Raw genomic sequence first — 13188 nt, 5'->3', positions numbered from 1 at the left:
TTGAGTATAACGGTCATTTTCTTTTTGGGGCTTTTTGTAGCGCTTATTGGAGTAGTTCCACCGGGTTTGTTGAATATGACAGCAGCTAGAATAAGCCTTAAAGAAGGAGCAGGACGCGGTATTATGTTTTCCACAGGGGTTTGTATAATAGTGTACATACAAACGTATGTCGCTGCTATTTTTGCACGTTACTTATCCAGTCATCCAGATATTGTAGAAATTCTTCAACGGGTAGCATTTGTAATTTTTGTATTAATAACAGTATACTTTTTAGTGTTAGCCTCTCAACAAGAAGAACCTAAAAAAGAAACGGAGATAAAAAGTAAGCATGGTAGATTATTGCACGGCATGTTATTGTCTGCATTAAACGTATTTCCTATTCCTTATCAAGCTTATATGACCATTACATTGGTGTCTTTCGGATGGTTGAATTTCGAAAAACTAAGTATTGTCACGTATGTTACAGGTGCCGCAACAGGTACTTTTGTAATGCTTTATTTTTATATTTTCTTTTTCGATAAAATTAAAGACCGAAATTTTACTTCTCAAAAAAGTATGAATTTAAGTATTGGTATTATAACAGGTGTTGTTGCCTTAATAACTTTTATTAACATTTTAAAAGAATTGTAATGAAACCTGAGACCCTAAGCTTTTTTGAAAAAGTTTACGATGTAGCAAAACAAATTCCCTATGGAAGAGTGACCAATTACGGGGCGATTGCTAAATATTTAGGGGCGGGGAAAAGTGCGAGAATTGTTGGTTATGCTATGAATGGTTCTCATGGAAAAGATATACCCACACATAGAGTGGTGAATAGAAAAGGACTTTTAACCGGAAAACATCATTTTGAAGGAACTAATTTAATGCAGCAGTTATTAGAAAGTGAAGGGGTTGAGGTGATTGAAAATCAAATTCAGAACTTAGAAGCAGTTTATTGGGATCCTGTGAAGGAATTGCCTTAACGTTATCGTATAACAAAATCACGAATAATTACAAATTCATTTTTCTATTTACAAATCGAATTCACTCATAAATCAATTCAATTTATTCAGTCTAAATTCTAAACTATTCTCAGTATCTTTGCATTTAGAATTAATCTTAATAAGAAGAGTGAATGAGCCTATATTCTAGTTTCTACTTTTCTTAAGTCTTTCAATAATTATGAAACTTAACAAACAAGATATATTAAACGCACTTAAAACCATTACAGCGCCTGGAGAAGGTGAAAATATGGTAGATAGCGGCGCGGTAACTAATGTCGTGACATTTGCAGATGAAGTGATTGTAGATATTACTATAAAAAATCCAAGTCTTCAGGCACGTAAAAAAACCGAAGTTGAAATTTTGCAGACCATTCATAGAAAAGTTTATGAAAAAGCAAAAATTAAAGTTAATGTAAAAGTTCATGCTCCCGCTGCTCAACCAAAAAATGAGATAAAAGGAAAAGCAATTCCTGGTATTCAGAATATTGTAGCAGTTGCTTCGGGAAAAGGTGGAGTCGGTAAATCAACGGTAACCGCAAATTTAGCGGTGACTTTATCTAAAATGGGATTTAAAGTAGGTGTTTTAGATGCTGATATTTATGGACCATCCATCCCAATTATGTTCGATGTGGCGAACGAACGACCACTATCTGTAAATGTAGATGGTAAGTCAAAAATGAAGCCTGTAGAAAATTATGGGGTTAAGGTATTGTCTATTGGCTTTTTTACAAAACCAGACCAAGCTGTAATTTGGCGAGGGCCTATGGCTTCTAAAGCATTAAATCAAATGATTTTTGATGCTGCTTGGGGAGAATTAGATTTCTTGTTACTAGATTTACCTCCTGGCACTGGTGATATTCACTTAAGTATTATGCAGGCTTTACCCATTACAGGAGCAGTGGTGGTTAGTACTCCTCAGAATGTAGCTTTAGCAGATGCTAAAAAAGGAGTTGCAATGTTTCAACAAGATAGTATCAATGTCCCTGTTTTAGGGATAATTGAAAATATGGCTTACTTTACACCAGCAGAACTTCCAGAAAATAAATATTATATATTTGGAAAAGAAGGGGCGAAGCATTTAGCTGATGATCTAAAAGTACCATTTTTAGGAGAAGTACCATTGATTCAAAGTATAAGAGAAGCAGGAGATTTAGGACGGCCAGCGGCACTGCAAACTGCAACACCGATTGAAGATGCTTTTGAAACTATTACTAGAGAAGTAGTGCAACAAGTAGTGAATAGAAACGACGCTTTACCAGCTACCGAAGCTATAAAAATAACAACAATGGCAGGTTGTTCTGCTGTGAAAAAATAATAATCCAATACATCTCTCATCTATTACGAGGGTGTAGGGTGAGGAAAAACAAATTAAATGAGCTCAGAAGAACTTAGATTAAATGTTGAAAAAGCATTAGACGAAATCCGACCGTTTTTACAAAGTGATGGCGGAGATATTGATTTATTGTCTATTGAAGATGATAGATTAGTAAAAGTTCAGTTAGTTGGTGCGTGCACATCTTGTAGCGTTAACCAAATGACTTTAAAGTCTGGTGTAGAGATGACTATTAAAAAATATGCTCCACAAATCGAAAAAGTTATTAATGTTGAGAAGTAATGTGACAATTATCACCTTCTAAATGCAAAGACATTAGTAATTTTGATTTCAATTTTACATTCATGATTACAACAGATATACTTATTATTGGCGCAGGACCAACAGGACTTTTTACGGTCTTTGAAGCTGGACTTCTAAAACTAAAATGCCATTTAATTGATGCCCTTCCACAAGCAGGTGGTCAATGTACAGAACTTTATCCTAAAAAACCGATATACGATATTCCGGCTTATCCAGAAATATTAGCTGGTGATCTAACGGACAAATTATTAGAACAGTGCAAACAGTTTGAACCAGGATTTACATTAGGCGAACGCGCAGAGACTATAGAAAAGCAAGAAGACGGAAGTTTTATTGTCACCACAAATAAAGGTACAAAACACCAAGCGCCAGTAGTTGCAATTGCAGGTGGTTTAGGAAGTTTTGAACCTAGAAAACCCTTAATTCATAATATTACAGACTTCGAAGATAACGGAGTGGAGTATATGATTAAGGATCCTGAATTCTATAGAAATAAAAAGGTGGTAATAGCTGGCGGTGGTGATTCGGCTTTAGATTGGAGTATATTTTTAAGTGATGTAGCTTCTGAGGTCACTTTAATTCACAGACGTAACGAATTTAGAGGACATCTGGATTCTGTTGAAAAGGTTCAGGAATTAAAGAATACGGGAAAGATAAACCTCATAACTCCTGCTGAGGTTATGGGTCTCGTTGGTGATGATAAATTGGAAGCCGTAGTCGTAAAACAAGCTAAACATATAGAAAAAGAATATGAAGTAGATTGCGATCATTTTATTCCTTTATTTGGCCTATCTCCTAAATTAGGACCGATTGCAAATTGGGGATTAGAAATTGAAAAGAACGCCATAAAAGTGGATAATTCTTTAGATTATCAAACGAATATACCTGGTATTTTTGCTATTGGAGATGTGAACACTTATCCTGGAAAGTTGAAATTGATTCTATGTGGTTTTCACGAAGCCACATTGATGTGTCAATCAGCCTATCAAATAATAAATCCGGGAAAACGTTACGTTTTAAAATATACTACAGTTGCAGGGGTTAATGGTTTTGATGGAACACGTAAGCAAGCTCCTAAAGCGGTTGTGAAAGCAATCGATTAGATATATTAATTAATAGTTATCTAGAGAACAGTCTAGATATTCTAAAAATAAACATGGAACAAGATATCAATATCACAATCATAGACAGAGATGGAGTAAAACACCAAATCGAAGCTCCGACTGATATGGCAATGAATTTAATGGAGGTAGTACGGTCGTACGAACTGGCTCCTGAGGGTACTATTGGTATTTGTGGTGGTATGGCCATGTGTGCGTCGTGTCAATGTTATGTGTTAAGCGAAACAGAATTACCAGAAATGCAAGACGATGAAGAAGCTATGCTTTCTGAAGCATTTTATGTAAAAGATAATTCGCGTTTAGGTTGTCAAATTCAGATGACACCAGACATGGAAGGTTTAGAAGTTGAGTTGGCACCTGAGTCTTAAAAATTCCTGCAAAATCAATTCGTAAATTTGGGACAATTGTAGAGCTAAACACGATTATTAACAGTTGGTTTTATGTGTCAACATATTGAAAATTAACAATAAAACAAAAATTTCGTACTGACTATAGTCAATTTTGTTTAATTTTTTTTACTTATCTAAAAGAATGTAATCGACAATTTTTCTAGATGTATCTTTTCTTTCAAAAAAACATCAATTTTTTTATAATTACACTCAGCGCAACGTTAAGAATATTTTCAACTAAAGAAATAAATCTTATTCAATTTTTTCTACAGCAATAGGAAGTAAGCGTTGTACAAACATAGTATATGCCAACGCCGAAGGATGTAAACCATCAGATGCGACTAAATTTGGATTATTTAGTCCTTGTCGTGTAATGTCGGTAATATTTATAAATGTAATATTTTGCTGATTACAATAATTTTGAGCAAATGTATTATACGCATTTATTTGTTGAGTAATTGTTTGCGTATTACTGCTATTCTGACCGAAAGGAGTATAAGCATAATCAGGAATAGAAACCACAATCACATTATCTTTGTCGTTTTTAGCTAATTGAATCGCTTTTGAAACTAAAGAAGGAAACTCAGTTTCATAAAGTGAAAAAGGTTTGACTTGGTATTGATTGTTCACGCCAATTAATAGGGTTACTAAGTCATAGTTGTTCTCAGGGTTTTCTGTAATAATAGCATTATTTAGATTTGTGGTAGTCCAACCTGTTTGAGCAATGATATTAAGATTAAAATTATCTTGATCGGAAAACGCTGATATTAATTGAGATTTTAATTGCTCTGGGAATCGACAGGTGTCACATACACTTTCGCCTATAGTGTAACTATCGCCAAGCGCTAAAATATTATAAGTGTTTGGAGTCGTTATCTCATCATCATTATCGATAATTATTTCGACATCTTCTACGTCTTCTTCGAGCAAAGTAATGTCGTCATTGTTGCAACAGACCACAAATAATAATAAACTAAAACCAATAGTTTTTAGTAATTGTTTCATAAGTATATATACGAGATTTGTGCTATTGTGGTTTTATTTTTACATCAATTAATCATTGATTTAAAAAAAATGCTTCCATCTAGATTCCAATCTAGAAAGAAGCATTTTATTAAATATATGTTGGGTTCAGACAGCATCTATCTGTAAGAATAAATTAAATGTCGCTTACCGTCTTACGCGTTTTACTTAAAAGCATTTAAACCTGTAATATCTAATCCGGTTATTAACAGATGAATATCGTGAGTCCCTTCATAAGTAATTACACTCTCAAGGTTCATAGAATGGCGCATAATGCTATATTCTCCAGAAATTCCCATACCGCCAAGCATTTGTCTTGCTTCACGCGCCACATTGATGGCCATATCCACATTGTTTCGTTTTGCCATAGATATTTGTGCTGATGTCGCAGTACCCGCCTCTCGCATTACGCCTAGTCTCCACGCCAATAATTGTGCTTTTGTAATTTCGGTAATCATTTCAGCAAGTTTCTTTTGTTGCAGTTGAAACTGCCCTATTGGTTTTCCAAATTGCATACGTTCCTTACTATAACGCAATGCTGTGTCGTAACAATCCATTGCCGCTCCGATAGCTCCCCAAGCAATTCCAAATCGTGCTGAATCTAAACAGCCTAAAGGGGCTCCTAAACCTGATTTGTTGGGTAATAAGTTTTCTTTTGGCACTTTTACATTATCGAAAATAAGCTCGCCAGTTGCAGAAGCTCTTAGCGACCATTTGTTATGGGTTTCTGGAGTAGAGAAACCTTCCATACCACGTTCTACAATAAGTCCGTGAATACGACCTTCCTCGTTTTTGGCCCAAACCACAGCAATTTGACAGAACGGTGAATTACTAATCCACATTTTTGCACCATTTAATAGATAATGATCTCCCATATCTTTAAAATTGGTTACCATTCCTCCCGGGTTAGACCCATGATCTGGTTCTGTTAATCCAAAAGAACCTATCCACTCGCCAGATGCTAATTTTGGTAAGTATTTTTTTCGTTGCGCTTCGTTACCATATTTCCATATAGGATACATAACTAAAGAAGACTGAACTGAAGCTGTACTTCTTACTCCTGAATCTCCACGCTCAATTTCTTGCATAATTAAACCATAAGAAATTTGGTCTAATCCTGCGCCACCATATTCTTCTGGTATGTATGGTCCAAACGCACCTATTTCAGCTAATCCCCCAATAATTGACTTTGGAAATTCGGCTTTTTGAGCAGCTTCTTCTATAATAGGTGACACATCGCGCTTTACCCATTCTCTGGCTGCATCACGCACTAACTTGTGTTCATCAGTCAATAATTCATCAAGGTTATAATAGTCTGGTGCTTCGAATAAATCTGGCTTCATTTTTAAATGTATTTACGTGTTAAAAAAGATATAGATAACAATCAAAATTCTTTTTTATAAGATTGCTAAAAGTCTCGATTTCAAATTTAACTATTACGGTTTAATTGCCTTCAATTTCAAACAAAAACTTTTAAGTTTTCAGAAGGAAGCTGATTTTTTAGTAAACAAAAAGATTAACGAAAAACATATCCTTATGGTTAACGGATTGTAAATGAATTTATAAACACAAATAATTGTGTGTTATTGAAATAGTATTTGTTATGTTTACACCTTATAATTTAAACCCCAAATATTATGAAAAAAATTTATTTATTGGCTTTAGCCTTGGTTACAATCTTTAGTTTTACTGCGTGTAGTAGCGACGATGATGGAAATTCCAATCCTTCTGAAAATTTAATTGGTGAATGGGAAGCTACAACTGAAGTCTACCGAGATTTTGTAAATGGAGAACTTGTAGACAGCGGAGAAGAAGTGTATGGCGATGACGAAATAGAAAGAGTAACATTTAACGCTGACGGTACTTTCAACTCTTTTTATAGCGAATCATATGTGAATAATGGTGAGATTGAGGAATACGAAATTACAAGAGAAGGGACTTACACGATTAATGGAGATAATTTAGTTATAACTACAACAGACGATGATGGAACTGATATAACTGAAGTGAGTTATGGTTTTTCTGGAGGAAATTTAGAAATATATGAAGTGGATGAGGATCAATTTGGTGGTACAGAATATCGCTACGAGTATACTATAATATATGAAAGAAGGTAATCTGGATTTTATATATTAAAAGTGGTTTTTCTAATTAGACAAACCACTTTTTTTTCGTGAAAATTTAAATTTAGTATTACAACTACAAAGTTCTTTATTACGTTAGTGTAATCTCCTGTGTAGTTATGTCGAGAAGATTGAATGACTACTTCTGAACTATTTAATTTAGTTGTATTGAAGCTGAATTCAATCAAATTTTTAACACCCTACTTTACGAATATTATGAGCTAGAAACATTTCTTTAATTTTCTAGTACAAATACAATACAAAAATCTTACACCTTGTTTACAATTGTTAAGAGAACAGAAGTTTTAGAACTCGTAAGTTGAATCTTCTAGTCGCATTTAAACTATTGGTCAACTTCTTCATTGAAACTTAGTCTAACAAAAAAGTCTATATCTACAAACTCAGTCTTAATGATGTTTAGAAATTCTAAAGCCGTTAAATTTTAAACAAGCAGTATTCCCTAATCTGTTTTTTCAAACAAATAGGCATAAGGAGCCATGCCTTTGGTATGATCAAATATAACTTTTAAAACTCCGATTAATGGTAAGGAAATGATCGCACCCACAACGCCCCATAATGATGAGAACAATATTATTCCGAAAATAGTCATAAAGGGATTTAAATTTATTTCGTCTCCTATTATCCAAGGGGTTAATACGTAATTTTCAATAATTTGTGTTGCAGAAACCACTCCAATCACAATTAATGCTGGTGTGGAACCGGCGTAGAGGTATGATAGAATTACAGCCACGCCACCTCCAATAACATTTCCTACGTATGGAATTATGGAAAATAAAGCGGCAAATAAAGCTAAGAATAAAGCGTAAGGTACGGAGCCAATCAGGAAACCTACATAATAAATGACAAATAGAAAGAGCATTATCTTTCCTTTTCCCACAAAATAGTTTCTTGTTATTTTGGCTGAATTTTTTAATAGTGAATTTATCGCTGTTTGATTTGAAAATAGTTTTTTAAAAAAATTCACAAATTGAAGTTTCTGCATTAAAAAAAGAATGATATATACAAAAATGATGAGCGATTGAGATAAGAGACTCATTAAAGATGCTAGAAAAATACTGGCCAAACTTTCTGCTTTTTCTACCAATTTCTTATTGTTTTCTATATAGTCTTTATAATCCCAATTGAGTCGGTCATTAGCCCATTGTGAGAATGAATTCAGTTTATCGGTAGCTTTATCTTTAATAGTTGGCCAATCTTGCGCCATGTTATTAATTTGAGAGCTTATAAGCCAAAAAAGTAACGAAAACACTACGAGCATTAATAACACAGCAAGAGTAATGGAGAGCCAATTTGGTAAACCAAGACTTTTAAATTTTTGTACAGGAGTGTCTAATAATATGGAGATTATGGCTGCAACCAATAAAGGCATTATAATATCTTTTCCATAATAAAGTAAGACTAAAATACCGCCTGAAAGCAAAAGAATCTTAATTAAATTAAGTGCTGAAATTTCAATTTTTTCGGTGGACAAAAGAAATAGTTTTAGAGGTTTATCTCTTTAAAAGTACATCAAAATTTAGCCAATTAAAAGCTTTTCCTTAGGATCTACCGAAACCAAGTCATGGCATAATAGATCGTAAACGGAATGTGATAGTAAAAACTTAATCTTATGTAATGTAGTTTACATTTTTAAATAAAAATCTTTCGTTAAGGTAATATAGTCTTCTGTGTATTGATGTCGACTCGTTTCTATAACCAATGTGGAGGTTGTTGTCTCAGTTTTTTTAAATGAAAATTCTAATAAATTTCGCTTAAATTCTGCTTCAGGGTTTCCTTTAAGATGACAGATACGATTGGGAAATAAGTCAGCTTTTATAGCCAATTTCACAAAATTAGCTTCTTCTTTATATGGTATTATAACTGAAAAAATACCGTCTTCTGATAGCAAATTTTTAACAGCATAAATTAAATGACTAAAAGGCATGGCATCATTAAAACGTGCTAAATCTCTAGAAGAATCTGTGGTTTTATAATCTTCAGCATAAAACGGAGGATTACAAATAATGAGATCGTATTTATCATTAATTTCTTCCGTAAATTCTAATAACGAGGCATGATAACAAAATAGGCGATCTGCCCAAGCAGAATTTTCGAAATTATCTGCACATTGTTCGTATGCATCTGCATCAATTTCAATAGCTTCAATATTTTCAGCAGCGCTTCTTTGTGCTATCATTAAAGATAAAACTCCGGTTCCCGCGCCAATATCTAAAACAGAAAATGGATTTTCATCTACTGAGGCCCAAGCGCCAAGCAAAACTCCATCCGTTCCTATTTTCATGGCACAGCGATCTTGATTAACTGTAAATTGTTTGAATTTAAACGGTTTAGTCATTCACTTAATATAAAAGTAACATCCATTTTGTGAAAATTAGGAGGTAATGTTTGGAAGTTTATTCAATGTATAATTCAATTAAACCCTCGGGTGTATTAACCTCAATAACTTTATTTTCTCTATCCACTTTAGTAATAAATTCATCATTCATAGGAATTAAAATTTCAATTCCATTTCTGTCGATTTCGAATAAAGCCTGTGCAGTTGAATCGTTGATAGCTTTAATGATTCCGACGTCTCCAAAATTTTTATCTTTAATCTTAAAACCAATCACTTCGTGAAAATAAAATTTTTCACCCTCGAGTTTAGGTAGTAAATCGAGTGGAAGATACAATTCAGTTTTAATTAAAGCGTCGGCATCCGCTTCAGAATTAACGTCTTCAAATTTTAAACGTAATAAGTTCGATTTATGTAATTGTGAGGATTCAATAAAGAAAGGGACCAGATTTCCTCTTAGATCAATAAAAATGGCATCGAGATTATCGTACAAATCAGGTTCGTCAGTATCTAACTTAGCTAGGAGTTCTCCTTTAAAGCTGTATTTTTTTACAATTTTCCCTAGGTAAAAACAGTCGTCTTTTTTCATAATAAAACTTGAATTTGCTGTTCCTGTAAATCAGGAATTTTATAATTAATTCTAAATGTTTAGTTCATTCCCGCTTTCTCGGAAAGATAAAACAGTTAATAGATTTTGTGCAATAAAAAACCCTGACGAAATAAATGTCAGGGTTTAAAAGTATAAAAAATAATTTCTTTATTCTTCTTCGTTAGCTGCTGTTGTAGCTTCACCGTCTTCTGTTGCTTCTTCAGCTGGTGCTGCAGCAGCAATTCGTGCTTCATTTACCGCTTTTTCAGCGTCTAATGCTTTTGCTTTAGCGTCTGCATCTGCTTTAGAGAGACCTTCAGTTTTTGCTTCAACTTTAGCTGCTTTTTCTTCTAACCAAGCGTTGAATTTTTCTTCAGCTTGCTCTTCTGTTAAAGCACCTTTTCTAACTCCACCAGCTAAATGATTTTTTAGCATCGCTCCTTTATAAGATAAAATAGCTTTTGCAGTGTCAGTTGGTTGTGCACCATTTTGTAACCAAGTTACAGCTCCGTTAACATCTAATTCAATAGTTGCAGGATTGGTGTTTGGGTTGTAAGCACCTAATTTTTCTAGGTATTTACCATCTCTTTTAGCGCGTGAATCCGCTGCTACGATCCAGTAATAAGGTTTTCCTTTCTTACCGTGTCTTTGTAATCTAATTTTTACAGGCATAATAATTAATTAGTGAGGTTCTCGACCTCTGTTATTAATGAGGGCGCAAAGATACTATAATTTTTTAATTTTGAACGCTTTAAAACATTTAGTTTTAAGTCTTTTTATCTTCCTTTGGTAGTCTTAATTGTTCCGCATAAATAAGGAGACAGTTAACAAATCGACTTATAAAATATAAAAGGTGGACTTTAATGCTTGTAGGATTTTATTGCGTATAAACGAAAAGAAAAACATTCAAGAGAGACAATAATAAAAAAAATGATACTTTTGATATTCTTGTTTCGCTATATTTGAAGCAAAGATAAAAGACTCTCTTACAAATGAAAAAATTAATCCTCTTATCTCTTGTTTTACTAACAGTATTCAGTTGTGGTGACGAAGTTCAATTTAATTCTCCAGCGATACAGGGCACGCTTAATAACCAACCTTGGAGAGCCAAAGCGTTCTATGCCAATATAGATGAATCTGGCTTATTAACGATTACAGGTATTAATAACGCCCAAACCTTAGAGTTGATTTTACCTACTACAGTGGTCGGTGATTATGCCTTAGGAAATGTGGAATCAATGGAAGCCAAGTTTATAGCTGCGGATGGAACGGTGTATTCTACCAATAATTTTAATGGATCGCTTTATCCGGATTTTGGTGAAATTAGACTTACTGAAATATTAAATAATACATTTACGGGTACATTTCGCTTTAATGCTTATAGCGCAGAGGGGGATGTTGTTAATTTTACTGGTGCAACTAAAGAAGGTAATTTAGAGAATCCAATATATGGAGGGATTTTTTATAAAGTTCCGTTGCTGAATGGTACATTACCTTCAGACCCTATTGTTTGTGAGGATGTAGAAATACTTGCAGATGACGCACTAATGAATTTTCAAGCCGCAACTTCTGAAGGCTTAACGTTTATAAATAGAGCTGATTATGTAGCCGCATGTAGTAATTATGTATCTGCCTTAAATGTACAACGAAATTATTGCGGAGATGTAGATGAAGTTATTGAAACGATGCTAAGCGAATTAAATAATTGCGACTTGCCATGTGATGTGGTGACGGCCAATACGCTTGAAGCTGAATCGCAACATATCATGGCGACGATCGGCAATTATAATGAAAAATGTGCGCAATACTTATTTTATCTTCAAGAGCAAATTGAAATCTGTGGAGATGAAGATGGAAGTTTTCAATCTAAAATTGAGGCTTTAGACTGTGCAGATGATGATAGTGATGGCGTACCAAATGTTTTTGAAGATTTTAATGGTGATGGTGATAAGACTAATGACGATACAGATGGTGACGGTGTACCTAATTATTTAGATAATGACGATGATGGAGATGGAATATTAACGCAATATGAAGCTGTTGACGAAAACGGTAATCCGGTAGATACGGACGGAGATATGGATGTGGATTACTTAGATAATGATGATGACGGTGACGGCATTTTAACCATAAATGAAAATGCCGATCCTAATGGCGATGGTAATCCTGATGATGCACTTGATGCTAATGGTGACGGAATACCAGATTATTTACAGGCCTAAAAAATCCTATACTATTTTTAAAAATGGCGTCACTCTTAATGAGTGGCGCCTTTTTTTGTTAAATACATTTAAGTCTTTGTTAAAGATGTTAATTTGTTCGAGTATCCCTAACTTCTCTTATATATTGATAATGGTTGTAAAACAATAGACAACTTAAAAGAATATATTGAAAACATAAATGCAAAAGATATAATGAAGTATTCAGAAGAAATATCAAATAAATTAAACGAGCTATTAATCAAAAATTACGATGCTGAAAAAGGCTATCTCAATGCTATTGAAAATGTAGACAGTGATAAGTTAAAAATGTATTTTAAAAGAAGAGCTTCAGAACGAAGTGAATTCGCCAAGGAATTGAGAACTGAAATTCTACAATATGGTGAGATTCCTGAAGATTCAGGAAGTTTTAAAGGTACAATGCACAGAAACTGGACCAGTTTGAAAGCTACATTTTCTTCTAATAATGAAGAGATGGTTTTAGAGGAAGCTATTAACGGCGAAGAGGCAAGTTTAGAAGAATATAACGAATTACTCAAAGAACGTAATATGCCACCAAGTATTGATTCGTTATTATTAAAACATAAAACAGCAATACAATCCGCAATTAATACCGAAAAAGTACACGAAGAATTAGTATCCTAATTATCGTAGTTATATTAAATTAAAAAAGTCAGTCTTCTTAGGCTGGCTTTTTTATGTTCAAAACTCATTGCCAATTCATTTTAAAGAAGTGCAAATTCTCCGTAATT

Annotated in this window: 15 protein-coding genes; 9 read left to right on the top strand and 6 right to left on the bottom strand. The window is 33.7% G+C overall.

What is annotated here, in order from left to right:
• The 6 genes from QMA06_RS01350 to QMA06_RS01325 all read left to right on the top strand — a co-directional run bounded on the left by QMA06_RS01350 (window position 1) and on the right by QMA06_RS01325 (window position 4108).
• Entirely contained in the window at window positions 1-630 is a 630-nt protein-coding gene (locus QMA06_RS01350) for a LysE family transporter (RefSeq protein ID WP_290205056.1), read from the top strand.
• Window positions 630-962, top strand: coding sequence for an MGMT family protein (locus QMA06_RS01345; RefSeq protein ID WP_290205055.1), 333 nt, complete (start codon window positions 630-632; stop codon window positions 960-962). The genes QMA06_RS01350 and QMA06_RS01345 overlap by 1 nt, the downstream gene beginning before the upstream one ends.
• Window positions 963-1161: 199 nt before the next feature.
• Complete coding sequence (locus QMA06_RS01340; RefSeq protein WP_290205054.1) at window positions 1162-2298, top strand: Mrp/NBP35 family ATP-binding protein; 1137 nt, start codon at window positions 1162-1164, stop codon at window positions 2296-2298.
• A gap of 57 nt (window positions 2299-2355) precedes the next feature.
• The gene (locus QMA06_RS01335; RefSeq protein ID WP_290205053.1) at window positions 2356-2598 is read left to right on the top strand and encodes a NifU family protein; all 243 of its coding nucleotides are present in this window, start codon (window positions 2356-2358) and stop codon (window positions 2596-2598) included.
• Window positions 2599-2660: 62 nt separating this feature from the next.
• The gene (locus QMA06_RS01330; RefSeq protein ID WP_290205052.1) at window positions 2661-3722 is read left to right on the top strand and encodes an NAD(P)/FAD-dependent oxidoreductase; all 1062 of its coding nucleotides are present in this window, start codon (window positions 2661-2663) and stop codon (window positions 3720-3722) included.
• Between the two features lie 53 nt (window positions 3723-3775).
• Window positions 3776-4108: a 2Fe-2S iron-sulfur cluster-binding protein gene (locus QMA06_RS01325; RefSeq protein ID WP_290205051.1), complete on the top strand. Its 333-nt coding sequence runs from the start codon at window positions 3776-3778 to the stop codon at window positions 4106-4108.
• Window positions 4109-4381: 273 nt separating this feature from the next.
• On the opposite strand, the gene QMA06_RS01320 is transcribed toward QMA06_RS01325, so the two are convergent.
• On the bottom strand, window positions 4382-5134 hold the full coding sequence (locus tag QMA06_RS01320) for an SGNH/GDSL hydrolase family protein (protein WP_290205050.1): 753 nt from the start codon (window positions 5132-5134) through the stop codon (window positions 4382-4384).
• Window positions 5135-5316: 182 nt separating this feature from the next.
• Window positions 5317-6495 (bottom strand): acyl-CoA dehydrogenase family protein, encoded by a 1179-nt coding sequence (locus QMA06_RS01315; RefSeq protein ID WP_290205049.1) that lies wholly within the window; start codon window positions 6493-6495, stop codon window positions 5317-5319.
• 294 nt (window positions 6496-6789) lie between these two features.
• Here QMA06_RS01315 and QMA06_RS01310 point away from each other — a divergent pair, with 294 nt between their 5' ends.
• The gene (locus tag QMA06_RS01310; RefSeq protein WP_290205048.1) at window positions 6790-7269 is read left to right on the top strand and encodes a lipocalin family protein; all 480 of its coding nucleotides are present in this window, start codon (window positions 6790-6792) and stop codon (window positions 7267-7269) included.
• A gap of 466 nt (window positions 7270-7735) precedes the next feature.
• On the opposite strand, the gene QMA06_RS01305 is transcribed toward QMA06_RS01310, so the two are convergent.
• From QMA06_RS01305 to QMA06_RS01290, 4 genes are all read right to left on the bottom strand, one after another.
• Window positions 7736-8767 (bottom strand): AI-2E family transporter, encoded by a 1032-nt coding sequence (locus tag QMA06_RS01305; RefSeq protein ID WP_290205047.1) that lies wholly within the window; start codon window positions 8765-8767, stop codon window positions 7736-7738.
• Between the two features lie 150 nt (window positions 8768-8917).
• A complete protein-coding gene (locus QMA06_RS01300; RefSeq protein ID WP_290205046.1) occupies window positions 8918-9631 on the bottom strand; it encodes a tRNA1(Val) (adenine(37)-N6)-methyltransferase in 714 nt (237 codons plus the stop codon).
• Between the two features lie 58 nt (window positions 9632-9689).
• Entirely contained in the window at window positions 9690-10217 is a 528-nt protein-coding gene (gene rimM, locus QMA06_RS01295; RefSeq protein WP_290205045.1) for a ribosome maturation factor RimM, read from the bottom strand.
• Window positions 10218-10385: 168 nt separating this feature from the next.
• The gene (locus QMA06_RS01290; protein WP_290205044.1) at window positions 10386-10889 is read right to left on the bottom strand and encodes a 30S ribosomal protein S16; all 504 of its coding nucleotides are present in this window, start codon (window positions 10887-10889) and stop codon (window positions 10386-10388) included.
• Between the two features lie 320 nt (window positions 10890-11209).
• Between QMA06_RS01290 and QMA06_RS01285 the strand changes: the two genes are divergently transcribed.
• On the top strand, window positions 11210-12439 hold the full coding sequence (locus QMA06_RS01285; protein WP_290205043.1) for a DUF6252 family protein: 1230 nt from the start codon (window positions 11210-11212) through the stop codon (window positions 12437-12439).
• A gap of 192 nt (window positions 12440-12631) precedes the next feature.
• On the top strand, window positions 12632-13081 hold the full coding sequence (locus QMA06_RS01280; RefSeq protein WP_290205041.1) for a ferritin-like domain-containing protein: 450 nt from the start codon (window positions 12632-12634) through the stop codon (window positions 13079-13081).
• Window positions 13082-13188: the final 107 nt, after the last annotated feature.

It is taken from the genome of Winogradskyella bathintestinalis (assembly GCF_030407435.1).
Taxonomy (GTDB): domain Bacteria; phylum Bacteroidota; class Bacteroidia; order Flavobacteriales; family Flavobacteriaceae; genus Winogradskyella; species Winogradskyella bathintestinalis.
Note: the sequence above shows the minus strand (reverse complement) of the source record. Positions and strands in the feature narration are given on the sequence as shown.

Coding starts and splice junctions, on each gene's coding strand:
- QMA06_RS01340 (WP_290205054.1), top strand. CDS start 1,162: ATGAAACTTAACAAACAAGATATATTAAACGCACTTAAAACCATTACA.
- QMA06_RS01310 (WP_290205048.1), top strand. CDS start 6,790: ATGAAAAAAATTTATTTATTGGCTTTAGCCTTGGTTACAATCTTTAGT.
- QMA06_RS01290 (WP_290205044.1), bottom strand. CDS start 10,889: ATGCCTGTAAAAATTAGATTACAAAGACACGGTAAGAAAGGAAAACCT.
- QMA06_RS01315 (WP_290205049.1), bottom strand. CDS start 6,495: ATGAAGCCAGATTTATTCGAAGCACCAGACTATTATAACCTTGATGAA.
- QMA06_RS01285 (WP_290205043.1), top strand. CDS start 11,210: ATGAAAAAATTAATCCTCTTATCTCTTGTTTTACTAACAGTATTCAGT.
- QMA06_RS01280 (WP_290205041.1), top strand. CDS start 12,632: ATGAAGTATTCAGAAGAAATATCAAATAAATTAAACGAGCTATTAATC.
- rimM (WP_290205045.1), bottom strand. CDS start 10,217: ATGAAAAAAGACGACTGTTTTTACCTAGGGAAAATTGTAAAAAAATAC.
- QMA06_RS01335 (WP_290205053.1), top strand. CDS start 2,356: ATGAGCTCAGAAGAACTTAGATTAAATGTTGAAAAAGCATTAGACGAA.
- QMA06_RS01330 (WP_290205052.1), top strand. CDS start 2,661: ATGATTACAACAGATATACTTATTATTGGCGCAGGACCAACAGGACTT.
- QMA06_RS01325 (WP_290205051.1), top strand. CDS start 3,776: ATGGAACAAGATATCAATATCACAATCATAGACAGAGATGGAGTAAAA.
- QMA06_RS01320 (WP_290205050.1), bottom strand. CDS start 5,134: ATGAAACAATTACTAAAAACTATTGGTTTTAGTTTATTATTATTTGTG.
- QMA06_RS01300 (WP_290205046.1), bottom strand. CDS start 9,631: ATGACTAAACCGTTTAAATTCAAACAATTTACAGTTAATCAAGATCGC.
- QMA06_RS01345 (WP_290205055.1), top strand. CDS start 630: ATGAAACCTGAGACCCTAAGCTTTTTTGAAAAAGTTTACGATGTAGCA.